The sequence below is a fragment of the Streptomyces sp. NPDC007983 genome (assembly GCF_042958345.1).
Lineage (GTDB): Bacteria > Actinomycetota > Actinomycetes > Streptomycetales > Streptomycetaceae > Streptomyces.
Genome location: NZ_JBIBJI010000001.1, coordinates 42,223 through 68,022, shown reverse-complemented (window position 1 = coordinate 68,022; position 25,800 = coordinate 42,223). Strand labels below are relative to the sequence as shown.

Below are 25,800 nucleotides of genomic sequence, written 5' to 3'. Positions count from 1 at the left end.
GGACGGAGCCGCACATGACCAAGGCGCACACCCCCATCGACACCCCGGAGCAGGCCGACCTCCGCACCGCCGTGGCCGCCTTCGGCAGGGACCACCACGACACCGCCACCCCCGACCTCTGGGCCGAGGCGGGCAAGCTCGGCTATCTCGGCGTCAACCTCCCCGAGGCGTACGGCGGCGGAGGGCGCGGCATAGCCGAACTGTCCATCGTGCTCGAAGAGCTGGGCGCGGCCGGTTGCCCGCTGCTCATGCTGGTCGTGTCGCCCGCCATCTGCGGCACGGTGATCGCCCGGTACGGCACGGAGGCGCAGAAGTCGCGCTGGCTGCCGGGGCTGGCGGACGGCACCGTGACGATGGCGTTCGGTATCACCGAGCCGGACGCCGGATCGAACTCGCACCGCATCACCACCACGGCCCGCCGCGACGGCACGGACTGGGTGCTGACCGGCCGAAAGGTCTTCATCTCCGGCGTGGACATCGCCGACGCGACCCTGATCGTGGGCCGTACGGAGGACGCGCGGACCGGGAAGCTCAAGCCCTGCCTGTTCATCGTCCCGCGCGGAACCCCCGGCTTCGCGTACCACCACATCCCCATGGAACTGGCCGCGAACGAGAAGCAGTTCGAGGTGGTCCTGGACGACGTACGGCTGCCGTCGGACGCGCTGGTGGGGGACGAGGACGCGGGGCTGGCGCAGCTGTTCGCGGGGCTGAACCCGGAGCGGATCATGACGGCGGCGTTCGCGCTGGGGATGGGCCGTCACGCCCTGGCGAAGGCCGTGGACTACGCGCGCACCCGCCAGGTGTGGAAGGAGCCGATCGGCGCGCATCAGTCGATCGCACACCCCCTCGCCCAGGCGCACATCGAGGTGGAGCTGGCCCGGCTGATGATGGCGAAGGCGGCGTACCTGTACGACGCGGGGGAGGACGCGGCCGCGGGGGAGGCGGCCAACATGGCGAAGTACGCGGCCGGGGAGGCGGCCGTGAAGGCCGTGGACCAGGCGGTGCACACGCTGGGCGGTAACGGCCTCACCGAGGAGTACGGGCTGGCGAAGCTGATCACGGCGGCGCGGGTGGCGCGGATCGCGCCGGTCAGCCGGGAGATGATCCTCAACTTCGTGTCGCACCAGACGCTGGGGCTGCCGAAGTCGTACTGATCGGGCGACCGGGGCAGTACGGACGGGAAGGCAACAGGCAGGCACAGCGACCCGAGGGGAGCGGCCATGGTGCTGCGCAGCGAGTTTCCTGACGTCCCGCTCGTCGATCTGCCCATTCACGACGCGGTGCTGGGCCGCGCGGCCGAGGAGTTCGGGGACCGTACGGCGCTCATCGACGGGGTGACGGGGGAGAGCGTCGGCTACGCCGCGCTGGACCGCGCCGTGCGCCGGATCGCCGCGGAGCTGGCGGCGGCGGGGGTGCACAAGGGTGAGGTGGTGGCGCTGCACAGCCCCAACTCGCTGATGTATCCGATGGCGTTCTACGGGGTGACGCGCACGGGCGCGGCGGTGACGACGGTGCATCCGCTGGCGACGGCGGAGGAGCTGGCCCAGCAGCTGCGGGACGCGGCGGCGACGTGGATCGTGACGGTGTCGCCGCTGCTGAGGGTGGCGCGGCAGGCGGCGGAGCAGGCGGGCGGGGTGCGGGAGATCTTCGTATGCGACGAGGCGGGCGGGCATCGTTCGCTGCGCGACATGCTGCACGGCACGGCGCCGGAGCCGGTGGTGGAGATCGACCCGGCGGAGGACGTGGCGGTGCTGCCGTACTCGTCGGGGACGACGGGCAGCCCGAAGGGCGTGATGCTGACGCACCGCAGCGTGGCGACCAATCTGGCGCAGGCGGAGGCGCTGGTGCCGACGTGGCCGGGCGAACGGGTGCTCGCGGTGCTGCCGTTCTTCCACGCGTACGGGCTGACGGCGCTCATGAACGCCCCGCTGCGGGCCGGGAGCACGGTGATCGTGCTGCCGCGCTTCGACCTGGCCCGGTTCCTGACGGCGATCGAGCGCTACGAGGCGCAGGCGCTGTACGTGGCGCCGCCGATCGTGCTGGCGCTCGCCAAGCATCCGGCGGTGGCGGAGCACGATCTGTCTTCGGTGCGGTACGTGCTGAGCGCGGCGGCCCCGCTGGACGCGCGGCTGGCGGAGGCGTGCGCGCGGCGGCTGGGGGTGCCGCCGCTGCTGCAGGCGTTCGGGATGACGGAGCTGTCACCGGGCTGCCATCTGGTGCCCCGGTACGCGGAGGGCGTTCCGCCGGGGACGGTGGGGAAGCTGCTGCCGAGCACCGAGATGCGCGTCGTCGGCCTGGACGGTGGCATCGACGGCGGCCGGGATGTGGCGACGGGGGAGGACGGGGAGATCCTGATCCGGGGCCCGCAGGTCATGAAGGGCTATCTGGGGCGGCCGGCCGACACGGCGGCCATCGTCGACGCGGACGGCTGGCTGCACACGGGAGATGTCGGCCATGTGGACGCGGACGGCTGGCTGTTCGTGGTGGACCGGGTGAAGGAGCTGATCAAGTACAAGGGCTACCAGGTCGCCCCGGCCGATCTGGAGGCCGTGCTGATCGCGCACGAGGCCGTCGCCGACGCCGCCGTGATCGGGGTGCCGGACGGCGACGGCAACGAGATCCCGAAGGCGTACGTGGTGCGCGGGCCCGGCGCCCGGATCTCGGAGCAGGAGCTGATCCGTTACGTTGCCGGGCAGGTGGCCCCGTACAAGAAGGTGCGGCGCGTGGAGTTCACCGACAGCGTGCCGCGCTCGGCCGCCGGAAAGATCCTGCGGCGCGAACTGCGCGCCAGGGAGAGGAGTTCGACCAGCCCATGACCGACCCCCTGACAGACGCCCCGACCGATGCCCCGACCGATGCCCCGGCCGGGCCTGACGTTCCACTGGTGCGCTCGTCCGACGACCGGGGCGTCCGGGTGCTCACCCTCGACTCGCCGCACAACCGCAACGCGCTCTCCGCCCGTCTGGTCGCCGAGCTGCGGGCCGGGCTGGCGGCGGCCGGGGCCGATCCGGAGGTCCGCGCGGTGCTGCTCACGCACACCGGCAACACGTTCTGCGCGGGCGCGGATCTGCGCGAACCCCCGGCCGCTTCGGGCGCGCTGGGGCTGGTCGAGCTGTTGCGCGCCATCGTGGAGCTGCCCAAGCCGGTGGTCGCGCGGGTCACCGGGCATGTGCGGGCCGGTGGGCTGGGGCTGCTCGGGGCGTGCGACATCTCGGCGGCGGGGCGCGGCGCGAGCTTCGCGTTCACCGAGGCTCGGCTCGGCCTGGCCCCGGCCGTCATATCGATGCCGCTGCTGCCCCGCCTGGACGCCCGCGCGGCGGCCCGCTACTACCTCACGGGGGAACGGTTCGACGCCGCCGAGGCGGCCCGGATCGGCCTGGTGACGGTGGCGGACCCGGAGGGGGACGCGGACGGGGCGCTCGCGCCGGTGCTGGACGGTCTGCGCCGCGGCTCCCCGCAGGGCCTGGCGGAGTCCAAGCGGCTGGTGACGGCCGAGGTGCGGCGCGCGTTCGACCGGGACGGGGAGGCGCTGGCGGAGCTGTCGGCGCGGCTGTTCGCGTCGGCGGAGGCGCGGGAGGGGATGACGGCCTTCCGGGAGCGGCGGGATCCGGTGTGGGCGACGGAGGCCGGTCAGTGAGCCGCGGTACGTCCCCGCGTACGCGTGACCCCAAGCAGGACCGCAGCCGCGCGACCCGGCAGCGGCTGCTGGAGGCCGCCGTGGCGTGCCTGGCCGAGCACGGCTGGGCCGGGTCGACGGTGTCGGTGGTCGCGGAGCGGGCCGGGGTGTCCCGGGGCGCGGCCCAGCATCACTTCCCGACCCGGGAGGACCTGTTCACGGCCGCGGTCGAACAGGTCGCGGAGCAGCGTTCGGCGGAGCTGCGTGCCCTCGCCCCGGCGGGCGAGGGCACGGCCCGTACGCGCGCGGTCGTCGCGGAACTCGTCGACCTGTACACCGGCCCGCTGTTCCGGGCCGCGCTCCAGCTGTGGGTCGCCGCGTCGTACGAACCCCAGCTGGGCGCCCGGGTGACCGTCCTGGAGGCCCGTATCGGCCGCGAGACGCACCGCATGGCGGTGGAGCTGCTGGGCGCCGACGAGACGGTCCCGGGGGTGCGGGAGGCCGTGCAGGGGCTGCTCGACATGGCCCGCGGCCTGGGCCTGGCCAATCTGCTGACGGACGACAGCGCGCGCCGGGAGCGGGTGGTGGCGCAGTGGTCGCGCATCCTGGACGAGGCGCTGGGCGCGGCCCGCACCCGCGAGGGGTAGGGGCTGATGGGCCCCTACCGCTAGCGCTACCGCTACCGCGACATGTCCCCGTACCCGTCGATCTCCTGCGGGCCGCGGGTGCCAGGGCCGACGTACCGCGCCGAGGGGCGGACGAGGCGGCCGGTCCGCTTCTGCTCCAGGATGTGCGCGCTCCACCCGGCCGTCCGCGCGCACGTGAACATCGACGTGAACATGGGCGCCGGGACCTCCGCGAAGTCCAGCGTGATCGCCGCCCAGAACTCGACGTTGGTCGCCAGCACCCGGTCCGGCCGACGGTTGTGCAGCTCCTCCAGGGCGGCCCGCTCCAGCGCCTCCGCGACCTCGTAGCGCGGCGCGCCCAGCTCCTTGGCGGTACGCCGCAGCACCCGCGCCCGCGGGTCCTCGGCGCGGTAGACCCGGTGCCCGAATCCCATCAGCCGCTCGCCCCGGTCGAGCGCCTTCTTCACGTACGCCGTGGCGTCGCCGGTGCGCTCGATCTCCTCGATCATCCCGAGCACCCGGGAGGGCGCGCCGCCGTGCAGCGGCCCGGACATGGCCCCGACCGCGCCGGAGAGCGCGGCGGCGACGTCGGCGCCGGTGGAGGCGATGACGCGGGCGGTGAAGGTGGAGGCGTTCATGCCGTGCTCGGCCGCGGAGGTCCAGTACGCGTCGACGGCGGCGACGTGCTTGGGGTCGGGCTCGCCGCGCCAGCGGCGCATGAAGCGTTCGACGATGGTCTCGGCCTTGTCGATCTCCCGCTGCGGCACCATCGGGCGCCCCTGCCCGCGCGCCGACTGGGCGACGTACGACAGCGCCATGACGGCCGCGCGGGCGAGGTCGTCGCGGGCCTGGGCCTCGTCGATGTCGAGGAGCGGTTTGAGGCCCCAGACGGGCGCGAGCATGGCCAGCGCGGACTGCACGTCGACCCGGACGTCGCCGGAGTGCACCGGGATGGGGAAGGGCTCGGCGGCGGGCAGCCCGGGGTTGAAGGCGCCGTCGACCAGCAGGCCCCAGACGTTCCCGAAGGACACGTGGCCCACCAGGTCCTCGATGTCGACGCCGCGGTAGCGGAGCGCGCCGCCCTCCTTGTCGGGTTCGGCGATCTCCGTCTCGAACGCGACGACTCCCTCGAGTCCGGGTACGAAGTCGGACATCGGGCGGCTCCTCTTGATGTGGTTGATGTGGTTGATGTGGGCGACGGGTGGTCGGAACGGCTGGTACGGATTGTGCGGGTCGGTGCGGGCGTGCGGGGTGGTGCGGGGATACGGCTGGTGCGGATGGAGCTTCAGAGGGGCGGAGAACGGTGTCATCGGGGGTCGTCCGGCCCCGGACGGCTCCGCGGCCGACGGCTCGCGGTCCGTGCCGGGTACCCGGTGGTGTGCCCCGTCCGTGCGGTGGTCACCCAACAGGGGCGAAAACCGGCGCCGGGCACCGTGCTGACAGGCGCATGCTCGGCCACGGCACGGTGGACGCGCCAGTCACAGGGGCGCGTGAGAAGTGGCACACCGCTTGTGCGGCGGGCGGAGGGTTACGGATCCCCGGCGCGGGGGAGGGAGGCATCGCTCTTTCGGGGCAGCCCGTGCGGTGGACCGATGATGTTGCAAGATATGCGCGTGCCTCATGTTGACCCGGAGCCCCCGGCTTCCCCCTCGGCTTACTCCGCGCGCACATACGACCCGGCCGCCATGCGCGAGCACTACCGCGCGGCGGGCATCGACGAGACGGCCCTCGGGGACACCCCGTTCCAGCAGTTCACCCGGTGGTTCCAGGAGGCGGTGGGCAGCGGGCTGTACGAGCCGAACGCGATGGTCGTCGGCACGGCCGACGCGGCCGGGCGCCCCAGCTCCCGTACGGTCCTGATGAAGAGCTTCGACGAGCGCGGCTTCGTCTTCTACACCAACTACGGGTCGCGCAAGGGCCGCGAACTGGCCGGGAACCCGCACGTCTCGCTGCTCTTCCCCTGGCACCCGATCGCCCGCCAGGTGATCGTGACAGGCGTCGCGCACCGCACCGGGCGGGACGAGACGGCCGCGTACTTCCGGACCCGCCCGCACGGCTCGCAGCTGGGCGCGTGGGCCAGCGCGCAGTCCTCGGTGGTCGGCACGCGGGAGGAGCTGGACCGGGCGTACGCGGAGCTGGTGGACCGCTATCCGCCGGGCGAGCAGGTGCCGGTGCCACCGGAGTGGGGCGGGTTCCGGGTGGTGCCGGAGGCGGTGGAGTTCTGGCAGGGCCGGGAGAACCGGCTGCACGACCGGCTGCGGTATGTGCGGACGCCGGACGGGGAGGGCTGGCGGATCGAGCGCCTGTCCCCGTGAGGCGTGCGGGACGTCCCGGGGGCGCTGGTCGGGGACGATCGGTACCGCGTGCCCCTCGGCCCGGCTCCGCAGCGCGGTCTCCGGCACCCTCGGCGCCCGGGGCCGGGGCCCGGCGCGGGCACAGTACTCGCGGCCTCGGCACACAGCCGGAAAACGCAGACGACCCGCGGGTCTGTCCCCTGGCGCCGGTGAGGGCGCCTGGGGGCCGGTCGGACGTACCGGCGACCCGCGGGCCGGGTGACTGCTTGGGATTGGCCGGCTGCGTACATCCTTCGTACGCCGGTCCGGCGAATGCGCTGAGCGCGACGACGGACCGCTAGCCCGCAGTCACCTCACGCGTCCGGATTTGATACATCTGCCGAACCACCTCCCTTCTCGTGTGCTCAACACCTTAGGAACGGCCTCGCGGCGCACACAAGCGAATTTCCGGGAGGCAACGATTTCGCGGAATCCGGTGTGGTGCGCGTCACGTTCGAGTTCAATGTTCCGACGTGCACCATCACAGGCAGCCACGTCCACCACGTCCCGCAGGGGGTGTCCGGTGACCGCTCCGCAGCGCTCCGAACCCGCGCGTCCCGCCCGTCCCGTCCCGGCGCAGCCGGGGGCCGCGGCCGCGCCCATGCCCGCGACCGGCCCCGGCCGGGACGACTCCGACCTGCTCGCCGCGCTCCTGGACGGCATGGACGCCGCGCTGTGCGCGTTCGACGCCGACGGCACCGTCACCCACTGGAACCGCGAGGCCGAGCGCATCCTCGGCTGGCCGGCGGCCGAGGCCGTGGGGCGCAAGGGGCTGGCGGGGTGGGCGGTCCGTACGGAGGACGCGCGGGACATCGAGGCGCGGCTGATGGAGGTCATGGGCGCCACCGGCCGCCGGGTGCACGAGTTCGCCCTGCTGACCAAGGACGGCGGCCGGGTCCTGGTCCGTGTCCAGTCGTCCGCGGTGCCGGGCGCGGACGGCCGCCCGTCCGGGGTGTACTGCGCGTTCAGCGAGGTGCACGCGCAGCTGGACCTGGAGCGGTCGATCGCGCTGAGCGAAGCGCTGCTGGAGGACGCGTCCTGGTGCGTCGTCCTCGTCGACGCCGATCTGCGGGTGGCCGTCCTCAACGGCAACGCGGCGGCCGCCCTGCGGACGGGCCGTACGGCCGCGCTCGGGCGGCCGCTGGGCGAGTTCCTCGAACAGGGCGTGGAGGAGGCCGAGAACGCCGTCCAGCACGTCCTCGCCGAGGGCGCGCCCCCGGCGCCCACCGAGCTGTGGGTGACGCTGCGCGAGGCGGCCGACGAGTCCCCGGACGACGCGCTCCCGGCGCGCCGCTGCTGGCGCAGCGGCTTCCTGCGGCTGGCCTCGCCGCTCACCGAGGAGCCGGTGCCGCTCGGGGTGGCCTGGATCTTCCAGGACGTGACGGAGCCGAAGGAGCACGAGCAGGAGAGCGCGCGGCTGCGCTTCCGCGGCAACCAGCTGCACCGGGCGGCGCGGGCGGCGGCCGAGTGCGAGGACCCGATGGAGGCCGCCGCGGTCCACCTGGACTTCGCGCTCGCGGGCTTCGCCGACGACGCCCTGATCGACCTGGTCCTGGACCGCCCGGAGACCGTGCCGCCGGGCGCGCTGGGGTCCGGCGGGGGCGAGCGGATCCGTCTCGTGCGGGCGGCGGCCACGCCGGGCGGCGCCGCGGGCCCGTGCTCCCCGATCGCCCCGGGCGGCATCCCGGTGGCCTATCTGGAGGGCCACCCGGCGCTCCAGGCGGCCGAGCGCTGCGGTTCGGTGCGGGCGAGTGCGACGCGTGCGGACGAGGCGGCGGCGGCGCGCTGGGCGGCGGCCCGCAAGTGGCCGGAGGGCTCGGTGCACGCCCTGTGCGCGGTGCTGCGCAGCCGCGGCCGCACCCTGGGCGTGCTCACCCTGCTGCGCGGCCCGGCCCGCCGCCCCTTCGACCGCGCGGACACGGCGTACGCGGAGGACGTGGCGGCCCGGGTCGCGGCCGCGGTGGACCTCGCCCAGGGCGGGTGATCTTCTACCGCCGGTAGAAGATCCGGTCGCCGTAGTCCGCCATCACCTGGCGGTTCCACTCGTGGCCCCCGTCCACGTTGCCCGACCGCAGCAGCGGCGGCCGTACGCCGCGGGCCACCAGTTCCTCCACCCCCGCCGCCACCACGGCCTGCATCAGCGCGCTCGTCACCACGGTCGACGCGGGGGCGAACGGCGCCCCCACGCCCTCCGCCGTGACCTCCGCGTCACCGACCGCGATCTTGCTGTCGAGGACCAGATCGCAGTGGTCCTTGAGGAAGGTGCCCGACGCGTTACGGGACGTGGTCGCCGTCGCGTACGCCACGGACGTCACGCCGATCACCGTCGCCCCGCGCTCCCGCGCGCCCGTCGCCATCTCCACCGGCAGCGTGTTCCGGCCGGACAGCGAGATGACGAACAGCAGGTCACCGGAGCGCAGCGGACCGGTCTCCAGGACGGCCGTGGCCAGCCCCTCGACTCCCTCCAGCGCACTGCCCAGCGTCGCGGGCATGACATCCACGCCGACCACCCCCGGCACCGGGAGCAGGTTCATCAGGGCCAGCCCGCCCGCGCGGTAGACGACGTCCTGGGCGGGCAGGGAGGAGTGGCCGGCGCCGAAGACGAAGAGCCGGCCGCCGCCGGTGACCGTGTCGGCGATCAGGCCGCCCGCCGCGGCGATGCGTTCGGATTCCTCGTCCCGCACCTTGTGCAACAACCCGATCGCGGCGTCGAAAAAGCGCCCTGCCGGCTTGCTCTGGCTCATCGCCGAGGCCCTTCGTGTCGGTGTTAACTTGGGTCCACATCCTCGTGGCGCGGATCACGTTGCGTTGTGGATCACGAAGCTGTCAATACCGCCTCCACCCAGCGCTGCGGCAGTGGCCGATCCGGCTCTCTTGTCGGTGGGATGCGTCAGAATTGGGTTCAGGGCCACCGCACGACACATCAAGGGGCACGCATGTCCGGACTGATCGACACCACGGAGATGTATCTCCGCACCATCCTCGAACTCGAGGAGGAGGGCGTGGTCCCCATGCGCGCCCGGATCGCGGAGCGGCTCGATCAGAGCGGCCCCACCGTCAGCCAGACGGTGGCGCGCATGGAGCGCGACGGACTGGTGACGGTCGCGGGCGACCGTCACCTGGAGCTGACGGAGGAGGGCCGCCGCCTGGCCACCCGCGTGATGCGCAAGCACCGGCTCGCCGAATGCCTGCTCGTCGACGTGATCGGCCTGGAGTGGGAGCAGGTCCACGCGGAGGCGTGCCGCTGGGAGCACGTGATGAGCGAGGCGGTCGAGCGCCGCGTGCTGGAGCTGCTGCGCCACCCCACCGAGTCGCCGTACGGCAACCCGATCCCGGGCCTGGACGAGCTGGGCGAGAAGGGCGAGGCCGACCCGTTCCTCGACGACAGCATGGTGAGCCTGCGCGAGCTGGCGCCCGGCACCGAGGGCAAGACGGTGGTCGTGCGCCGCATCGGCGAGCCGATCCAGATGGACGCCCAGCTGATGTACACGCTGCGCAGGGCCGGGGTGCAGCCGGGCTCCGTGGTGAGCGTGACGGAGTCCCCGGGCGGCGTCCTGGTCGGCAGCAGCGGCGAGGCGGCCGAGCTGGAGGCGGACATCGCCTCCCACGTCTTCGTGGCCAAGCGCTAGGGGGTGTCTTGTGGATCAGGCCGGATCGGCGAGCGGCGTCTGGTGCGGTGGCTCGCAACCCGCGTGAGGAGAGCGCAGCGGCGCTGCGTGCGACGAGCGCGGGGCCGCGAGGTGCCGTGCCAGGCGTCGGGAGCCCGGCATGATCCACAAGACACCCCCTAGATCCTTGCGACAGGGCCTGACCCCACAGGGCCCCTCCCCGCGCCCGCATGCCGCTGCCGCGCGTGCCCCGGCCCGCCGCGCGGCGCAGAGGCCCCCGGCATAGGCCTCCCGTCGTTCGACGTCGCTACCTGCGGTGACGGGTTTTGGTGGCACCGGAGTTCGGGGAAATCGAGCGATCGCGGGCGACCCGTGCAACCCTGTCGCTGACGCATATGCACGAGCGTGCTCGCAGTCAGGGGAGGGGGCTCCTATGGGCCCGGCGAGCGGCAGCGATGCCGAGCGGGCGTTCGAACGCGAGGGCCCCGGTGCCGTGAGGCGCCGGGGCCCCGCTTCCCCATGTCCCCCCGGTGGGCCCCGGATCGTGCGGGCCGCGCGAACGCGGCCGTTACGACCCGGGGCCGTAGCGACCCGGAGCCCCGAGCTCCCAGGGTCGGCCCCCGCGGACTTCCTTCCCCGAGTAGTCCGCCTCCCGCTAGCTGTCTCCCCTCGGCGGAGGCGACCAATCCTTGAGCGTGGTCACTCGAATGAGGGGTGTTGCCCGGCACTTGCGGTGCGTTCGAATACAGGTTCGATATTGTGGGGTGGTTGGGGTTGGTCGGGAGAGGGATGGAGGTGCCAGACGACATGGTGCGACGCATCGACGTGACCGGAGCCGGCGGTGTGCGGCTCGCGGCCTGGGAGTTCACGGACCCGCCCAAGGCCGGAGGCCGCGCGGGAGCGCGCGGCGGCCCCGGAGTCCTGCTGCTCCACGGGCTGATGGGCCGCGCCGCGCACTGGGCGCGGACCGCCCGCTGGCTCGCCACCCGGCACCGGGCCGTCGCCCTCGACCAGCGCGGCCATGGCCGCAGCGAGAAGCCCGCCGACGGGCCGTTCGACCGCGGCACGTACGTCGACGACGCCGAGGCGGCCGTCGAGCAGCTCGGGCTGGGGCCGGTGGCCCTCATCGGCCACTCCATGGGCGCCCTGACGGCCTGGCAGCTCGCCGCCCGCCGCCCCGACCTGGTCCGGGCCCTGGTCATCTGCGATATGCGGGCCTCGGCCCTCGGCGGCGCCTCGCAGCGCGAATGGACCGACTGGTTCCGGTCCTGGCCGGTGCCCTTCGCGACCCTCGCGGACGTCCGCAGGTGGTTCGGCGAGGACGATCCGCTGCTGGAGCGTCCGAACCCCGCCCGGGGCGACTTCTTCGCCGAGGTCATGGCCGAGCGTTCGGACGGCTGGCGGCCCGTCTTCTCCCGCCGTCAGATGCTGAAGGCCCGGGCGGGCTGGGCCCATGACGCCCACTGGGAGGAGCTGGCCCTGGTGGAGTGCCCCACCCTGGTCGTCCGTGGCCTGGACGGCGAGCTGGGCCGCGCCGAGGCCCAGGAGATGGTCCGCGTCCTGCCCCGCGGTGAGTACGCGGAGGTGGCCGACGCGGGCCACCTCGTCCACTACGACCAGCCGGACGCCTGGCGCCGCGCGGTGGAGCCGTTCCTCGCCGCCCACCTCCCCGCACAGCCCGGACCCGTATAGCCCAGGACCGGCATCAGCGGCGCGCGGGGAACTTCCAGACGAACGGCTTGCCGCCGATCTCGGTCCAGGCGATCTCCAGCCGCTTCGCGTCCGCCGGGATGAGGAAGGTGGTGCAGAGGGTGTAGCTCTGGCCGTTCTTCCAGTTCTTGATGGCGTCCGGGTCGGCGCACCCCTTCGGCGTGTCACCGCCGATGACCTTCGTGCCGCGCCGCCCGTCCGCGTACACATCCGCGTAGTCGCCGACCCGCGGCCATTCCTTGACGGCGCCACCGCTCAGATGCCGGTACGTCACATAGCCGGTCGCGGGGACCTTGCCCTTGGCGTCCTTCGGATCGGGGACCAGGGTCTTGGCGTCGGCGGCGGTTCCGACGTCGATCCGCCGCGCGGTGATCGAGTAATACGGCTTGACGCCGGTGTCCTCCTTGAATGCCCGCCAAGCGGACTGCCCCGGTTTCAGTACGGCCTTCGCCGCCGCACTCGCACCGCGCGCGCCGTTCTTGTGCGCCCCGTTGAATCGGGAATGGGGCTTGTCCTTATGGGACGTGGACGTATGACTCTTTTTGCCATCGGATCCGCAGGCCGTGAGGGCCAGAGCCAGTACGGCAACGGGCGTAGCGACGCGCAGCCACGTTGTCTTGTTCAGCAAGTCGATCTCCCTGCGTGATCCTTCCCCGATCGATGATCCTAGGGGCTGGAATTCCGCATCCGGGTCGCCAACTGTGTGCGTACTGTGACGGCCTGAGTGCGAGTGTGTGGAAGTAGCGGGGCGATGGGGGAGGGAGGGGGCGCGCCCGGTGGATCCCGTCACGAGGGCGGTGGATGGCCGGATCCGAGGCGTGCGCCGGTGCGGATGAAGGTATTCCCATCCGGAATTCAACCTTCGCGGCACCAATGGCGTCTACCAGTACGGCGCTTGCGGATTGGCTGCTGCTACGCTCAGCCACGCGTCATCACGCATTAACACCAGGACGTAAGGAAATCACTGATCTCGGGGGGAGATCGCGTGAAATTGAAACATCAAGCCTCGATGGTCGTGCTCTCGGCGGTGCTCATGCTGGGCGGCTCGGTCGCGATGGCACCCACGGCGTCCGCCGTGGGCTCCTCGGCATGCCGGTTCAATTCACCGGACGTCAATTTCAAGGTGGCGACGAGTGGCGCCAGATTCCGCACCGGACCGGGGAGCAAGTACCGCGCGATAGGGACGCTGTACCGGGGAGACTCCTTCCGGTATTTCTGCCGTACCGGCGGTCTGGGGGGATTCACGAAGAGCTGGTCCTACGGAAAGATCCTCAAACGGACCACCTCCGGCATCAAGCCCGGGACCAGGGGCTGGGTCTACAGCAAGTACCTGGACTAGACGCGCAGATACGTTCCGCCGGGGGGGGCACCGTACGGGACACGGCACCAGAAACGGCGCGGGAGCGGGACCTGACCAGTCCCGCTCCCGCGCCGCACGTCATGGCCGAGGGCTCAGCCCTTGCTCACCGCCGCCAGAATCTCCGGCAGCCGCCCCGCCGCCCGCGGCGCGGCCAGCCGCAGCCCGGCCTCCGCGATCGCCGCGCCGTACACCACGCCCAGCGGCAGCAGCACCCACAGCATGCTGTGCGCCCCGCTGGTGTGCAGCCAGATCGTCAGGCCCAGCAGCGGCGCGCACAGCACGGCGCCCGCGATCATGCCGCCGACGAGGCCCATCCAGGCGAGCGAGGCCTGCCCCGGTGCCACGTTCTTGGCGCTGTCCTGCGGGATGGAGTACGGGCGCAGCGCCGAGGCCAGCGCGCCGGTCGCCAACAGCGCGCCGAGCAGGCCGAACGCGAGCCCGAGCGCTTCGGGGACGGCCGGCAGGTCGTGCATGAAGAGGGCCGAGCCCACCACCGCCACGAGCACGTACGGCAGTCCGACCAGCGCGATCGCGAACGCCCGCCCGCGCAGCTCCAGATAGGCGTCACGCGGGGAGGAGATGGTCTGGGCGACCATCCAGAAGGCGGAGGAGTCCTGCCCGAACTGGTTGTACATCTGCATGCCCAGCATCCCGGCGGCCCAGCACGCCCAGTAGACGTTGCCGTTGCCCTGGACGGAGGTGATGACGGGCATCAGCAGGCCGACGCCCAGCGAGCTGACCCAGCTGGCCTTGGACTTGGGGTCCCGCACCGCGTACCGCAGGGTGCGCAGCATGACCGTGCCGCTGCGCCCCGCGGGCACCAGCCGCCCGAGCGGGCCGCGCGCGCCGGCGGACGAGCCCGCCCCCTCGGCGCCCCGCCGCGGCTTCTCCGGCTGGATCGTGGAGCTGTCCGGTGTGGTCATCAGATGCGCGAGGCTGCGCGACCACCACCACATCAGCAGCCCCAGCGCGACCGCGCTCAGGGCGAACTGGGCGGCGGCGAGCCCGTACGCGCCCTCGCTCACGCCCTGCACGGCGTCGATCGCCGTCGCGGGCGGCACCCAGCGCAGGATGTCCGCGGCGGGCCGCAGCACGGCCAGCCCGCCCTGGCCGGACAGCTTCTGCACGCCCACGTTCACGAACTGCGCGCCGATCGCCACGAACAGACCGCTCAGAAGTGCCAGATCGCGGCCCTTGCGGCTGCTCAGCAGCCGGGTGTTGGCGGTCGCGACGGCCCGCGCCAGCGCCACGCACGTCAGCACGGTCAGCACGCCCGCCAGGACGGCGGCCCCCGCGGCCGCCGCCCCGTGCGCGATCGCGATGAGCGAGCCCACCACCAGGGTCAGCGTGAACAGCGGGCCGATGCCGATCAGGGAGGACACCAGCAGCGCGCCGATCAGCGGCCGGGGCCGCAGCGGCAGCATCACCAGCCGGGTGGGGTCCAGGGTCTCGTCACCGCTGGGGAAGAAGAGCGGCATCACGGCCCAGCCGAGCGCGAGGACCGCGGCGAGCACGGTGACCAGCGCGTCCGCGCCGTCGTGGCCGCGCAGCAGCACCAGGCCGAGCAGCTGCAGCAGGGCGAAGAGGACGGTGATGACGAGCGAGGTGATGTACGCGGCGCGGCGGCCCGCGGACTGCCGCAGCGCGTTGCGCATCAGCGACAGCTTCAGCCGGACGAAGACGGGCAGCGGCGAGCCGGTGGGGGCCGCCGGGGGAGCGGGCGCCGCGCTGTCGAGCGGGCCCTTGGCGTCGAGCGGATCGGCGAGCGTCATCGGGCGCCGCCGCCGAGCCAGTCGAGGTTGTCCCCGGAGCCCTGGGCGCGGGCGCCCACCAGCTCCAGGAAGGCGTCCTGCAGGGACGGTGCGTCGCCCCGTACGTCGGCCAGCGCACTCTGCGCGCGGATCTTGCCGCGCGCCATCACCGCGACCCAGTCACACAGCGACTCCACCAGCTCCATCACATGGCTGGAGAAGACGACCGTCGCACCGGAGCGGGTGTAGCGCTCCAGGACGCCGCGGATGGTCTGCGCGGAGACCGGGTCGACGCCCTCGAAGGGCTCGTCGAGGAAGAGGACTTCCGGGTTGTGGAGCAGCGCGGCGGCCAGGCCGATCTTCTTCCGCATACCGGTCGAGTAGTCCACGACCAGCTTGTTCTGCGCACCGGCCAGGTCCAGGACGTCCAGCAGCTGGGTCGCGCGCTTGTCGACCTCGTCGCCGGGCAGGCCGCGCAGCCGCCCGGTGTACGCGAGGATCTCGCGCCCCGAAAGCCGCTCGAACAGCCGCAGCCCCTCCGGCAGCACGCCGATCCGCGCCTTCACCTCGGCCGGGTCCTGCCAGACGTCGTGCCCGCCGATCTCGACCGTGCCGGAGTCCGGGCGCAGCAGCCCGGTGATCATCGACAGGGTCGTGGTCTTGCCCGCGCCGTTGGGGCCGACGAGTCCGATGAACTGCCCGGCGGGCAGTTCGAGATCGATGCCGTGGACCGCGATCTGCTCCCCGTACCGCTTCCACAGACCCCGCACCTGCACGGCGGGCCGCTGCTGTGCGGCGGCGGGCTCGGTCGCTGCCCCGGCGGGTGCGTCTGCGTCTACTTCTGCGTCTACGTCTGTGTCTGCGTGTGCGTCCGGCACGGAAAACCCCGTCTTCCACCATCAGGCTGGTCCGGGGACTGGTCGTGTCCCCGTCCGCGCCCACGATACGGGGGGTGCGCCCGGGCGCGTCAGGTACGCCGGGGCGCGTCAGCGCCGGGGGTGGGCCGGGTTTCGCGGCCGCGGGTTTCGCGTCCGCACGCGTAGGCGAGCGTGCTCACCAGCTCCTCGGCGTCCGGCAGCCACCGGTTGGCGGCGGTCGGCCGACGGGCCCACTGGGTCGGGCCGTGCCGTCCGACCCGGGTCGGGGGCGCGACCACGTAGTCCCCGTCGCCGCGGGCCGCCAGGTCGACCGAGGACGGCGGCCAGCCCAGGTTCCGCAGCAGGTCCGGGATCTTCGCGGCGGCGCCGGGGAGCACGAAGAAGAGCATCCTGCGGTCCGGGGTGGAAGTGACCGGGCCGAGGTCGACGTTGCGGCGCTCCATCCGGGCCAGCGCCAGACAGCCCGCCGACTCCGGTACGTCCAGGGCGTCGAAGGTGCGGCCGGTCGGCAGCAGGATCGACGCGCCCGGGGCGCGGGCCCACATCCGCCGCACCACGACCGGGCTGCCGGTGGCCTGGTTCACCCAGTCCGGGGCGGTCGGATGGGCGCCGGGGGCCGGGCAGCCGGCCTGTCCGCAGGAGCAGCGCTGGAGGCCGTTCACGGTGTCCAGCCAGGCGCCGGCGAGCACGTCCCAGTGCCGTTCCTCGGCGTAGCGCACCGCGGCGTCGAGCAGCCGCTCCCCGCGCTGCTTCGGAATATGTGGTGTTCCTGTCACGTCCATGGTCTCTTCCACGACCAAGACAACTTCCGCCGTCAACAAGGGTTACGGCCGCGCTCCGCCGGGCGCGGGGACGGCATACCGGGGCGCATGGGTGCATGACCGGGGGCGCGTATGGGGTTCCGGCTGTGTGAGCGGGTAACCACCATGCGTGACAGGCGTACGAGGGCGTTTTGGCGCGGCCGTACGCACGTACGTGAACCAAGCGGTCTATGTGGTCAATACGGGCAAGTTCCGCATTCGCCGTATACCCGCGATACCCGCGGGGAACTGATCAACAGGGACGGCATCCGCCGAGAACGCACAGCAGTCACTGGGGGTAAAACCATGGCCGCTAGGCCGCTTGTGGCGCGACAGCCGAACGAACGGCTGCAGGCGCTCATTCAGGAAGCCGCGTGCTCCAATGCCGGTTTGGCTCGCAGGGTCAACATGTGCGGTGCCGAGCACGGTCTCGATCTGCGCTACGACAAGACATCGGTCGCCCGGTGGCTGCGCGGACAGCAGCCCCGGGGCCGCGCCCCGGGCATCATCGCCGAGGCGCTGGGCCGCAAGCTCGGTCGTACGGTCACGATCGACGAGATCGGCATGGCCAACGGCAAGAACCTGGCGTCGGGCGTGGGGCTGCAGTTCTCGCCGACCGTGCTCGGCGCGATAGAGCAGGTCTGCGAGTTGTGGCGCAGCGACGTCGGCCGCCGCGACTTCCTGACCGGCTCGACCGTCGCCGCCTCGGCGCTCGTCGAGCCCAGCCGCGACTGGCTGATCACCGGCGCGGACCCGCAGGTCGCGCGCACCGCCGGAGCCCGGGTCGGCCGCTCCGACGTCGCCGCGGTGCGGGCCACCACGGACGCGCTGGTCGAACTGGACCACCGCTACGGCAGCGGCCATGTGCGCCCGGTCGTCGTCCACTACCTCAACAGCGTGGTCTCCGGGCTGCTCGCCGGGTCCTACCGGGAGTCGGTCGGCCGCGAACTGTTCGCGGCGGTCGCCCGCTTGACCGAGCTGGCCGGGTACATGGCGATCGACACCGGTCAATCCGGGCTCGCCCAGCGCTACTACATCCAGGCGCTGCGGCTCGCCCAGGCCGCCGGGGACCGGGGCTACGGCGGATACGTGCTGGCCGCCAGCATGAGCCACCTCGCCGCCCAGCTGGGCAACCCCCGGGAGATCGCGCAGCTGGCCAAGGCCGCGCAGGAAGGCTCGCGGGGACAGGTACCGCCGCGCGCCGAGTCGATGTTCCTGGCCGCCGAGGCGCGCGGGCACGCGCTGATGGGGGACGCCCCGGCCTGCCAGCACGCGGCCGGGCGCGCCCTGGACGCGATGGAGCGGGCGGTGGGCAGCGGCGGGCCGTCGGGGGACGAGCCGCCGTGGATCCAGCACTTCGACCACGCGTATCTGGCCGACGAACTGGCCCACTGCCACCGCGACCTGGGCCAGGCCGAGCCCGCCCGGCGGCGCGCCGAAGAGGCCCTGGCGGGCCACCCGGAGGGGCGGGTGCGGCGCCGCGCCATCGGGCTCCTGCTGCTGGCCACGGCGCACGTCCAGGGGCGCGAGGTGGAGCAGGCGTGCCACGTCGGCGGCCAGGCGGTGGACCTGCTCCAGACGCTGCGCTCCAACCGGGGCGTGGAGTATCTGGACGACTTCCAGCAGCGCCTGGAGCCGTACCGGGACGAACCGGTGGTACGGGAGTTCGGGGCGAGGCTGGAGGTGCAGGCGGCCTGAGCGGGTCGTGTGCCCTTGTCACAGGGCCCGCGGGGCGTCCTCGCCGGGCCTGTGCCGGGCTTTTGCCGGTGACCAGTCTCTCCCTCCGGCGGGCGCCGACCCTCGCGGGTAACCGGTAGCGTGAGCCGACGATTCGGTAATCGCTTATTCAAGGAGACCCGGTGACGCAGAGCGGACAGGGGGACGAGCCGCAGCTGCCTGCGGTCCGTGAGGGCGTTGTGCTGCCCGCTCAGGGTGACCCCTGGCCCCCGGAGCCCTCGGACCCCTCGGACCATTCGGACCGCACGCGGCAGCAGCACGGCGCCCCGGCCGGTGGCCAGGCGTGGGGACAGCCCTGGGGGCCCCAGGACGCACCGCAGGGCGCGGCCCCCGCGCCCGCCGGGCCTCCCGCAGGCGCGGGCCCGCTGCCGCCCGAGGGCGCGCCGTACGGTCCCTCGGGGCAGGCATACGGGTCGCCGCAGCCGGGGCCTGGGCAGTCGTACGGGCTGCCGCCGGGGGCGGACCAGTCGTACGGGTCGTCGCAGGGTGCGGGGCAGTCGTTCGGGCCGCCGCCGCAGACCCCCGGGCAGACCCCCGGGCAGACCCCCGGGCAGTCGTTCGGCCCGCCGCAGCCGGGGCCGGATCAGTCGTTCGGGCCGCCGCCGCAGACCCCCGGGCAGACCCCCGGGCAGACCCCCGGGCAGACCCCCGGGCAGTCGTTCGGGCCGCCGCAGCCGGGGCCGGATCAGTCGTTCGGGCCGCCGCCGCAGACCCCCGGGCAGACCCCCGGGCAGTCGTTCGGGCCGCCGCCGGGGGCTGACCAGGCGTACGGGGCGCCGCAGGGGCCGCAGCAGGCTTCCGGGGCGCCGCAGGGCTGGGCGCCGCAACAGCCGCTGCCGCAGCAGCAGTCGCCGCAGCATCAGCCGCCCGCGTACCAGCAGCCGCAGCCGCCGCAGCAGCCTCCCGCGTACCAGCAGCCGGAACAGCCCCAGCCGCCCGCGTACGCACAGCCGCAGGCGTCCCCGCAGCCGCCCGCCTACCAGCCGCCGCCGCAGGCACAGCCGCAGCCGGACAGACAGCCGCAGCCCGAGCCCTACGCCGGTGCCGCCGACGAGACGCAGGTGCTGCCGCCGCAGCCCGCGGGCGACGCCGAGGCGACCCAGTACCTACCCCCCGTGCCCGGTACCGGGGCCGGGTACGCCGCGCAGCCGCAGCCCCCGCAGCAGCCCTCCGCCAGCGCGCCGCTGCCGCCCGAGAACCGGCCCGCCAAGGCCGAGGCGCCCGGCGAGTCCACCACCCAGCTGCGCACCGTGCGCCCCGGCCGCGGCGCACACCGTGGCCGCCCGCAGCAGTCCGCGCCCGCCGCCCCGGCCGGGGCGGCCGAGGAGACCGCCGTACTCCCGGCCCCGGTCCCGGCCGCCGCGCCGCCGAAGCCCGCCCCGTCCCGGCGCGCTCGACAGCAGCAGCAACAACAACAGCAGCCGCCGAAGCCCACCGGCTCCCCCTTCGCGATCCGCCCCGGCCGTCCGGGCGACCGGCCGCCGCCCTCCGAGTTCGACGGGCTGTTCCGGGCCGACGGCGCCGCCGCAGCGGGCGCCGGTGGCGACTCTCCCGGCGAGACGCAGCAGCTGCCGCAGTTCAGCGCCCCCGCCCCGGCCCCCGGGGACGCGGGCGGCGGGCACGGTGGCCGAGGTGGTCGTGCCGGGCGCCGTCGCCGGATGCCGCCCGCCGTGCTCATCGGCATCGTGGTCGCGGGCTGCGGGATCGCCGGGCTCGCCGCCGGAGCGGCGCTCAGCGGGGGCGGCGACGACGAGAAGAAGGACGACAACACCACGCTGGGCAGTTCGGAGCCGAGCGCCGGTGAGAGCGAGCCGAGCAAGTCGGCCGACCCCGCGGAGCCGCAGGCGAAGTCGCTGGACGCGCTGCTCAAGGACAGCAACAACAGCCGCTCGGCGGTGATCAACGCCGTGAACAACATCAAGTCCTGCAAGGCCCTGCCCAAGGCCGCCTCGGACCTGCGCACGGCCGCCCGTCAGCGCAACGACCTGGTGACCCGGCTGGGCAAGCTCACCATCGACAAGCTGCCGAACCACACCGAGCTGACCGCGTCCCTGACCAAGGCGTGGAAGTCCTCCGCGCAGGCCGACAACCAGTACGCGGCGTGGGCCGATCAGGCCCGTGGCAAGAAGGGCTGCCAGAAGGGCCAGGCCCGCCGGACCGGGCGGGTCGGGGCGGCCGAGCGGGCCAGCGGCGAGGCGACCGCGGCCAAGCGGAAGGCGGCCGAGCTGTGGAACCCGCTCGCCGGGAAGTACGGCCTCACCAAGCACGAGGCCACTCAGCTCTGACCAGCGGCACAGGAGCCGACGAAGCCGCCGGGTTCGGATGAACCCGGCGGCCCGGTGGAGCGGGATCAGTCCCGGGGGCCGTACCGCTCCAGCGTCTTCGCCACGTTGACGAACCCCTTGCGCACCCCGACCAGCCGTCCGTCGCGCACCACCTGGTACGTGACGTCGGCGTTCACGATCCGCGGATAGTCCGGCACGTTCAGCGGGTCGTTGTATCCCCAGCGCAGCGGGGGCGTCAGGCCGCCGGTGTCGACCTTGTGGCCGTGGTCCAGCGCGTTGCGCACGGTGCGCGCGCTGATGTCGTCGGGGTTCAGGGACATCAGGACGGAGCGCAGCGCGGTGTAGGCGATCCAGGTGGTCTGGGTGCCGGCGTCGTCGGGGTCGATGCGGTTGTCGTCGAAGGCGTACTTGTTGATGACCTTCTTCATCGGGCCCCAGCGCGGATCGTCCGGGGCCGGGTACCAGCCCGTGGCGTACGTCCCCTCCAGCGGGCTCTTGCTGCCGCCCGTGCTGTCGACCAGGGACTGCCGGACGCTGCCCATGATGGAGGCGATCCGCACCTTCGGGTGCTCCTCCTGGACGCGCCGGAAGGAGTCGAAGAAGGTGCCCGTGCGGTTGCCGAGCGCGGCGGTGACGCAGGAGTTCTCCAGCGTGGCGCCCGCGGCGGCGGAACCCAGGGAGGCGTCGGCGCCGACGTCCTCCAGGGCGGTGGTGGCCTGCGAGCTGTAGTCGCCCGCGCCTTCGGGGGCGCGTATGTCGTGGGCGGGCTTGCGGCCCGCCGCCTTGAGCCCGGCGTCGAGGAGTTCGGGGAGTTCGTCGCCCGCGATGGTGTCGGGGCGTACCAGCGAGACGTGTGCGCAGCGGGAGCCGAGCTGGCGGCCGTTGCCCGCGAGCAGGGTGGCCTGGCCGCCGTTGACGGGGTAGGAGTACGGGCTGTTGAACTCCTCCTGGGTCATCCCGTAGCCGCCGATGTACGGGATTCCGGCGACCTCCAGCGGAGAGGTGAACGAACGGCCGTGCTGGCTGTACGAACCGACGACCGCGACGGCCTTCGCCTTGCCCGCCTCCTGCGCGCAGCGCGCGGCCTGGACCGAGTCGTTGCGCTCGTTGCAGGTGATCACCTTGAGCTTGCGGCCGTGGATGCCGCCGCCGGCGTTGACCCAGCGCGCGTACGCCTGCGCCATGGCGGGCATTCCCGGCATATTGGTCGCCTTGGTGCCCTCGGGGGCCCATGTCATCACGGTGATGGGCTTGTTGTCGGCCCCCTTCGTCATGCCCGGCAGCGAGCCGCAGCTGGTCAGGGATGATGCGCCGGCTGCGGTGCACAGTGCGGCGACGGCGGCTGCTCGTAGGGTGCGGGGGGAGGGGCGTCGCCGTCCGGTCATGGTATGGGAGCCTGGTGCTCCGGGCGGAACACATCCGCTATGGCGGGGAACGCGCGGGTATCGGAAAGGTGAACACCCGGGGGGTTATGCGTCCCTCTGTGTGAAGAACGTACGATCGATCACTGTGCAAGGTTCGGAGAAGTCTTCCCGTCGCGGCCATCGCTCGACCACCATGGGCGGTATGCCTGTCAACGACATGCCGTGGTGGCGCTGGCGTACCAATGTGCGCTCGGGGCTGCACATGCTCTCTGACCCGGTCTTCCAGCAGGAGTGCTGGCTGGCCGGGCAACCCGGATACGGCGATGTCACCGACGCCGTCTACCGCCTGGTCGAGGACACCTGGCTGGACAACTGGTCCGCCGAGAAGTACGTCGGAACGATCTTCCGCGACTCCCAGGAGGCGGCGCTCGTCGACGTCGCCGTGCTGCGGGTGCTGAGGATCCTCCACCAGGTCGGCGCGGACGCCCCGGTCTCGGCGTACATCGAACACCACGGCTGGCCGGAGGCGGTGCGGGCGGCCCGCGACGCCCATGTGCGGCTGGCCACCAACGACGGCGAGGACCCGGACGCGCCGCCGCGCACCCTCGAGGTGCTGGCGATCATGACGCAGGCGGGCTAGCGAGGACTGACGGTCCCGAGGAGTGTCGCGGGTGTGCGACGCTATGGAGTCATGAGCGAGTCGCATTCCGTTCCCGACCAGTACATCCTCACGCTGTCCTGCCCGGATAAGCAGGGCATCGTGCACGCCGTGTCGAGTTACCTCTTCATGACCGGCTGCAACATCGAGGACAGCCAGCAGTTCGGGGACCGGGACACGGGGCTCTTCTTCATGCGGGTGCACTTCCGCGCCGTATCGCCGGTGAAGGTGGAGGACCTGCGGGCGAGCTTCGCGGCGGTCGGGGACTCCTTCGGGATGGACTGGCAGATCCACCGGGCGGACCAGAAGATGCGCATCGTGCTGATGGTCAGCAAGTTCGGGCACTGCCTGAACGACCTGCTCTTCCGCTCCCGGATCGGCGCGCTCCCGGTGGAGATCGCGGCGGTGGTCTCCAACCACACCGACTTCCGTGAGCTGGTGGGCTCGTACGGGATTCCGTTCCGGCACATCCCGGTCACCAAGGAGACCAAGCAGCAGGCCGAGGCGGAGCTGCTGGAGCTGGTGCGGGCGGAGAACGTCGAGCTGGTGGTGCTGGCCCGCTACATGCAGGTGCTCTCCGACGACCTGTGCAAGGAGCTGTCCGGCCGGATCATCAACATCCACCACTCCTTCCTCCCGAGCTTCAAGGGCGCCAAGCCGTACCACCAGGCCCATGCGCGCGGGGTGAAGCTGATCGGTGCGACGGCGCACTATGTGACGGCCGACCTGGACGAGGGCCCGATCATCGAGCAGGAGGTCGAGCGCGTCGGCCACGAGGTCACCCCGGACCAGCTGGTCGCGGTCGGCCGCGACGTGGAGTGCCAGGCGCTGGCGCGCGCGGTGAAGTGGCACAGCGAGCGCCGCGTGCTGCTGAACGGCCACCGTACGGTCGTCTTCGGCTGACGGCCTGACGTCGCGCTGTCGCGCCCTGCACGTCCTACAGCCGCGACAGCGAGGCCGCAGCGAACAGCACGTCGCGGATCGCCTCCACGTCCCCCAGCTGCCCCACCGCCGCCTCCTGCGGCGGCACATGCCCGGCCGCCAGCTGGTAGAACGCCTCGGGGTCCAGCGCGATGTGGGCCACCGTCTCCTCCGCCGTGCCCACGGCGGCCGGTGAGTCCAGCGGTATGTACCAGTTGCCTCCGCCGGTGCCCTCGACCTCCAGATGGAGCGTACGGCCCGGGGCGCCCGCCTCCACCAGGCGGCGCGGCGGGGCGGCGAGCCCGGCGCGGCGCCGCTCGGCCAGCGCGTCGGGCAGCAGCCGGGCGCACAGGTCGATCATGGCCTTGAGGTGGGCGGACGAGGGAAGTTCATACGGGTAGTCGACGGCCTCGGCGATGTCCCCGGCGTGCACCCAGCACTCGAAGGCGCGGTCCAGGAACGCGTCGCGGACCGGCAGCGTGAAGTCCCCGAACGGGACGGAGAGATCCGAGGCCCCGCGCCCGGCGAACGACACCGTACGGACCAGCGAATGCCCCTGCTCGCGCCACAACTCCCGCAGCAGGGCGGACGGACCGGCCCCGCTCGCGGCGTCGGGCTCCGCGTGCCAGTACGCGTCCGTACGGGCCGCGGGCGAGCCGGGGGCGTGCTCGCCGAGCGGATCGGGCAGCCCGAGGGAGGCGGCCACGACGCCGTCCACCGCCATCAGATGCCCGATCACCCCGGCGACGGTGGTGTCCCGCCCCGTGAGCCGCTGCCCGTCGAACCACTTGAGCCGCACCGGAGCGCGCCATTCGGCCTCGCCCATGTCCCGCAGCAGCGCGTCCAGCCGGGCGGCCTCCGCGTCGTACGCGGCGGCCCAGCCCGGCACCGGTATCCGCGCCGGGCGGCGGCCGAGGCACCCGGCCAGCACCCGGGAGCGGAGCAGCGGGTCGAGGTCGAGGCTGTGCTCGGCGTGCAGCAGCCCCACGGCCTGGCGCAGCCGCAGCGCTTCCTCGGCGCAGGAGGTGCAGTGGTTGAGATGTTTCTCGACGGCGGCGGTCTCGTCCGGGGAGCACGCGGCGAGCGCCCAGGCGCCGAGGAGCGACCGCAGCACGTCGTGCGAGGGCGGCCGCGGTGGGTCGGTGCGGGCGTCGGTGCGCCGGGGCGCCGGGGTCGCCTCGGGCGGGCTTTCCGGACTCTTCGGTTGTTCCGGACTCTTGAGTTCTTCCGGGCTGTTGAGCCCTTCCGGGCTTTCCGGGTCTTCCGGGCTTTCCGCTTCTTCCGGGTTCTCGGGTTCGGGCACCAGCGGCAAGGGTCCCGGCCAGCCGTTGGTGTCCTCGGGGGCGGATCGCGGGGTCGGGATGCGGGGCGGCCCGGCCGGTTCGGGCGGAATGCCCGGCAAGTCGCCGGGCCCGTCTCTGTCGTCGCCGAATCCGTCGCCGGGGTCGTACCGCTCCGGGCCGCCCGCGCCGCTCACAGCGCCCGCCCGTAACCGGGAGGCGCCATGGTGCGCGGCGGTGGGACGTAGGCGGTGGACAGCAGTTGGAGCCCGAGCCGCAGGCGGCGCCTGGCCTCGTCCTCGGTCACTCCCAGGGCGGCGGCGGCCTGGCGGTAGTCGCGGCGGTCGAAGTAGGCCAGTTCCAGGGCGGCGCGCAGCGGGGCGGGCATGGACGTGACGATGTAGTCGGCGCGGGCCGCGACGGAGGCGTCGCGGATGCGCTTCTCGACGGCGGCCTCCTCGACGGCGGCCTCATCGCCGCCCTCGCCGCCCTCGCCGTCGTCCTCGGCGCCCTCGGCGGTCCGCGACCGGAGCCGGTGCACCGCCTGGCGGTGGGCGAGGGTGGCGATCCAGGAGCGCAGGGAGCCCTGTTTGGGGTCGTACGCGTCCGGGTTCTCCCAGACGTAGGCGAAGACCTCGCGGGTGATGCGGTCGGCCGCGTCCTCGTCCTCCAGGACGCGATGGGCGAGATGGTGGACCAGGGAGGCGAAGCGGTCGTACAGCTCACCGAGCGCGGCGGCCTCGCCGCGCGCCAGCCGCTGCTGCATCCTGCGGTCCCAGCGGGGCGGTGCGTCGTTCGCCATGCGGCCCCCATCCCTGTTCGTCGGCCGGGTCTCCTGGCACTATGCCCACCTTCATATCGAATGTAGTGCCG

22 protein-coding genes are annotated in these 25,800 nt (G+C 73.1%); 13 read left to right on the top strand and 9 right to left on the bottom strand.

The window, feature by feature from the left end; all coding sequences use genetic code 11:
• Nucleotides 1–14 precede the first annotated feature (14 nt).
• From ACFZCY_RS00310 to ACFZCY_RS00295, 4 genes are all read left to right on the top strand, one after another.
• On the top strand, nt 15–1,154 hold the full coding sequence (locus ACFZCY_RS00310) for an acyl-CoA dehydrogenase family protein (RefSeq protein WP_391168207.1): 1,140 nt from the start codon (nt 15–17) through the stop codon (nt 1,152–1,154).
• A 66-nt stretch (nt 1,155–1,220) separates the two neighbouring features.
• A complete protein-coding gene (locus ACFZCY_RS00305) occupies nt 1,221–2,816 on the top strand; it encodes an AMP-binding protein (RefSeq protein WP_391168206.1) in 1,596 nt (531 codons plus the stop codon).
• The gene (locus ACFZCY_RS00300; RefSeq protein WP_391168205.1) at nt 2,813–3,637 is read left to right on the top strand and encodes an enoyl-CoA hydratase family protein; all 825 of its coding nucleotides are present in this window, start codon (nt 2,813–2,815) and stop codon (nt 3,635–3,637) included. The genes ACFZCY_RS00305 and ACFZCY_RS00300 overlap by 4 nt, the downstream gene beginning before the upstream one ends.
• Nucleotides 3,634–4,263 (top strand): TetR family transcriptional regulator, encoded by a 630-nt coding sequence (locus ACFZCY_RS00295; protein ID WP_391168204.1) that lies wholly within the window; start codon nt 3,634–3,636, stop codon nt 4,261–4,263. Before ACFZCY_RS00300 ends, ACFZCY_RS00295 begins: the two co-directional genes overlap by 4 nt.
• Nucleotides 4,264–4,295: 32 nt before the next feature.
• Here ACFZCY_RS00295 and ACFZCY_RS00290 read toward each other — a convergent pair whose 3' ends face one another.
• Complete coding sequence (locus ACFZCY_RS00290) at nt 4,296–5,396, bottom strand: citrate synthase (RefSeq protein WP_391169343.1); 1,101 nt, start codon at nt 5,394–5,396, stop codon at nt 4,296–4,298.
• Nucleotides 5,397–5,927: 531 nt separating this feature from the next.
• Between ACFZCY_RS00290 and pdxH the strand changes: the two genes are divergently transcribed.
• Nucleotides 5,928–6,557: a pyridoxamine 5'-phosphate oxidase gene (gene pdxH, locus ACFZCY_RS00285; protein WP_391169342.1), complete on the top strand. Its 630-nt coding sequence runs from the start codon at nt 5,928–5,930 to the stop codon at nt 6,555–6,557.
• A gap of 541 nt (nt 6,558–7,098) precedes the next feature.
• Nucleotides 7,099–8,559, top strand: a complete 1,461-nt coding sequence (locus ACFZCY_RS00280) for a PAS domain-containing protein (RefSeq protein ID WP_391168203.1) — start codon at nt 7,099–7,101, stop codon at nt 8,557–8,559.
• A 4-nt stretch (nt 8,560–8,563) separates the two neighbouring features.
• Here the strand turns inward: ACFZCY_RS00280 and ACFZCY_RS00275 are convergent, their stop codons facing one another.
• Nucleotides 8,564–9,319, bottom strand: coding sequence for a sugar isomerase domain-containing protein (locus ACFZCY_RS00275; RefSeq protein ID WP_391168201.1), 756 nt, complete (start codon nt 9,317–9,319; stop codon nt 8,564–8,566).
• 192 nt (nt 9,320–9,511) lie between these two features.
• Here ACFZCY_RS00275 and ACFZCY_RS00270 point away from each other — a divergent pair, with 192 nt between their 5' ends.
• The gene (locus ACFZCY_RS00270) at nt 9,512–10,204 is read left to right on the top strand and encodes a metal-dependent transcriptional regulator (protein ID WP_063729711.1); all 693 of its coding nucleotides are present in this window, start codon (nt 9,512–9,514) and stop codon (nt 10,202–10,204) included.
• 786 nt (nt 10,205–10,990) lie between these two features.
• Nucleotides 10,991–11,875: an alpha/beta fold hydrolase gene (locus ACFZCY_RS00265; RefSeq protein ID WP_391168199.1), complete on the top strand. Its 885-nt coding sequence runs from the start codon at nt 10,991–10,993 to the stop codon at nt 11,873–11,875.
• Nucleotides 11,876–11,888: 13 nt separating this feature from the next.
• Here the strand turns inward: ACFZCY_RS00265 and ACFZCY_RS00260 are convergent, their stop codons facing one another.
• A complete protein-coding gene (locus ACFZCY_RS00260; protein WP_391168198.1) occupies nt 11,889–12,521 on the bottom strand; it encodes a hypothetical protein in 633 nt (210 codons plus the stop codon).
• Between the two features lie 357 nt (nt 12,522–12,878).
• Between ACFZCY_RS00260 and ACFZCY_RS00255 the strand changes: the two genes are divergently transcribed.
• Nucleotides 12,879–13,232, top strand: coding sequence for an SH3 domain-containing protein (locus ACFZCY_RS00255; RefSeq protein ID WP_361475617.1), 354 nt, complete (start codon nt 12,879–12,881; stop codon nt 13,230–13,232).
• A 113-nt stretch (nt 13,233–13,345) separates the two neighbouring features.
• Here ACFZCY_RS00255 and ACFZCY_RS00250 read toward each other — a convergent pair whose 3' ends face one another.
• From ACFZCY_RS00250 to ACFZCY_RS00240, 3 genes are all read right to left on the bottom strand, one after another.
• Complete coding sequence (locus ACFZCY_RS00250; RefSeq protein WP_391168197.1) at nt 13,346–15,025, bottom strand: transporter; 1,680 nt, start codon at nt 15,023–15,025, stop codon at nt 13,346–13,348.
• Nucleotides 15,022–15,882 (bottom strand): ATP-binding cassette domain-containing protein, encoded by an 861-nt coding sequence (locus ACFZCY_RS00245; protein ID WP_391168195.1) that lies wholly within the window; start codon nt 15,880–15,882, stop codon nt 15,022–15,024. The genes ACFZCY_RS00250 and ACFZCY_RS00245 overlap by 4 nt, the downstream gene beginning before the upstream one ends.
• A gap of 89 nt (nt 15,883–15,971) precedes the next feature.
• Nucleotides 15,972–16,664, bottom strand: a complete 693-nt coding sequence (locus ACFZCY_RS00240; protein WP_391168194.1) for a bifunctional DNA primase/polymerase — start codon at nt 16,662–16,664, stop codon at nt 15,972–15,974.
• A 324-nt stretch (nt 16,665–16,988) separates the two neighbouring features.
• Between ACFZCY_RS00240 and ACFZCY_RS00235 the strand changes: the two genes are divergently transcribed.
• Nucleotides 16,989–18,380, top strand: a complete 1,392-nt coding sequence (locus ACFZCY_RS00235; protein ID WP_391168192.1) for a transcriptional regulator — start codon at nt 16,989–16,991, stop codon at nt 18,378–18,380.
• 161 nt (nt 18,381–18,541) lie between these two features.
• On the top strand, nt 18,542–20,704 hold the full coding sequence (locus ACFZCY_RS00230) for a hypothetical protein (protein WP_391168191.1): 2,163 nt from the start codon (nt 18,542–18,544) through the stop codon (nt 20,702–20,704).
• A gap of 65 nt (nt 20,705–20,769) precedes the next feature.
• On the opposite strand, the gene ACFZCY_RS00225 is transcribed toward ACFZCY_RS00230, so the two are convergent.
• The gene (locus ACFZCY_RS00225) at nt 20,770–22,089 is read right to left on the bottom strand and encodes an ABC transporter substrate-binding protein (protein WP_391168190.1); all 1,320 of its coding nucleotides are present in this window, start codon (nt 22,087–22,089) and stop codon (nt 20,770–20,772) included.
• A 172-nt stretch (nt 22,090–22,261) separates the two neighbouring features.
• On the opposite strand from ACFZCY_RS00225, the gene ACFZCY_RS00220 reads away from it, so the two are divergent.
• On the top strand, nt 22,262–22,708 hold the full coding sequence (locus tag ACFZCY_RS00220; protein WP_361475634.1) for a hypothetical protein: 447 nt from the start codon (nt 22,262–22,264) through the stop codon (nt 22,706–22,708).
• A gap of 51 nt (nt 22,709–22,759) precedes the next feature.
• Nucleotides 22,760–23,629 carry a formyltetrahydrofolate deformylase gene (purU, locus tag ACFZCY_RS00215; RefSeq protein ID WP_055546697.1) on the top strand — a complete coding sequence of 290 codons (870 nt, stop codon included), beginning with the start codon at nt 22,760–22,762 and terminating at the stop codon, nt 23,627–23,629.
• A gap of 34 nt (nt 23,630–23,663) precedes the next feature.
• Here purU and ACFZCY_RS00210 read toward each other — a convergent pair whose 3' ends face one another.
• Both ACFZCY_RS00210 and ACFZCY_RS00205 read right to left on the bottom strand, forming a co-directional pair.
• The gene (locus ACFZCY_RS00210; RefSeq protein WP_391168189.1) at nt 23,664–25,124 is read right to left on the bottom strand and encodes a maleylpyruvate isomerase N-terminal domain-containing protein; all 1,461 of its coding nucleotides are present in this window, start codon (nt 25,122–25,124) and stop codon (nt 23,664–23,666) included.
• On the bottom strand, nt 25,121–25,729 hold the full coding sequence (locus tag ACFZCY_RS00205) for a sigma-70 family RNA polymerase sigma factor (protein ID WP_391168188.1): 609 nt from the start codon (nt 25,727–25,729) through the stop codon (nt 25,121–25,123). The genes ACFZCY_RS00210 and ACFZCY_RS00205 overlap by 4 nt, the downstream gene beginning before the upstream one ends.
• Nucleotides 25,730–25,800 lie beyond the last annotated feature (71 nt).

Excerpts from the sequence above, each read along its gene's own strand:
- ACFZCY_RS00310 (WP_391168207.1), top strand. The coding sequence starts at position 15 with ATGACCAAGGCGCACACCCCCATCGACACCCCGGAGCAGGCCGACCTC.
- ACFZCY_RS00305 (WP_391168206.1), top strand. The coding sequence starts at position 1,221 with ATGGTGCTGCGCAGCGAGTTTCCTGACGTCCCGCTCGTCGATCTGCCC.
- ACFZCY_RS00300 (WP_391168205.1), top strand. The coding sequence starts at position 2,813 with ATGACCGACCCCCTGACAGACGCCCCGACCGATGCCCCGACCGATGCC.
- ACFZCY_RS00290 (WP_391169343.1), bottom strand. The coding sequence starts at position 5,396 with ATGTCCGACTTCGTACCCGGACTCGAGGGAGTCGTCGCGTTCGAGACG.
- pdxH (WP_391169342.1), top strand. The coding sequence starts at position 5,928 with ATGCGCGAGCACTACCGCGCGGCGGGCATCGACGAGACGGCCCTCGGG.
- ACFZCY_RS00275 (WP_391168201.1), bottom strand. The coding sequence starts at position 9,319 with ATGAGCCAGAGCAAGCCGGCAGGGCGCTTTTTCGACGCCGCGATCGGG.
- ACFZCY_RS00270 (WP_063729711.1), top strand. The coding sequence starts at position 9,512 with ATGTCCGGACTGATCGACACCACGGAGATGTATCTCCGCACCATCCTC.
- ACFZCY_RS00265 (WP_391168199.1), top strand. The coding sequence starts at position 10,991 with ATGGTGCGACGCATCGACGTGACCGGAGCCGGCGGTGTGCGGCTCGCG.
- ACFZCY_RS00250 (WP_391168197.1), bottom strand. The coding sequence starts at position 15,025 with ATGACGCTCGCCGATCCGCTCGACGCCAAGGGCCCGCTCGACAGCGCG.
- ACFZCY_RS00240 (WP_391168194.1), bottom strand. The coding sequence starts at position 16,664 with ATGGACGTGACAGGAACACCACATATTCCGAAGCAGCGCGGGGAGCGG.
- ACFZCY_RS00235 (WP_391168192.1), top strand. The coding sequence starts at position 16,989 with ATGGCCGCTAGGCCGCTTGTGGCGCGACAGCCGAACGAACGGCTGCAG.
- ACFZCY_RS00225 (WP_391168190.1), bottom strand. The coding sequence starts at position 22,089 with ATGACCGGACGGCGACGCCCCTCCCCCCGCACCCTACGAGCAGCCGCC.
- ACFZCY_RS00220 (WP_361475634.1), top strand. The coding sequence starts at position 22,262 with ATGGGCGGTATGCCTGTCAACGACATGCCGTGGTGGCGCTGGCGTACC.
- purU (WP_055546697.1), top strand. The coding sequence starts at position 22,760 with ATGAGCGAGTCGCATTCCGTTCCCGACCAGTACATCCTCACGCTGTCC.
- ACFZCY_RS00205 (WP_391168188.1), bottom strand. The coding sequence starts at position 25,729 with ATGGCGAACGACGCACCGCCCCGCTGGGACCGCAGGATGCAGCAGCGG.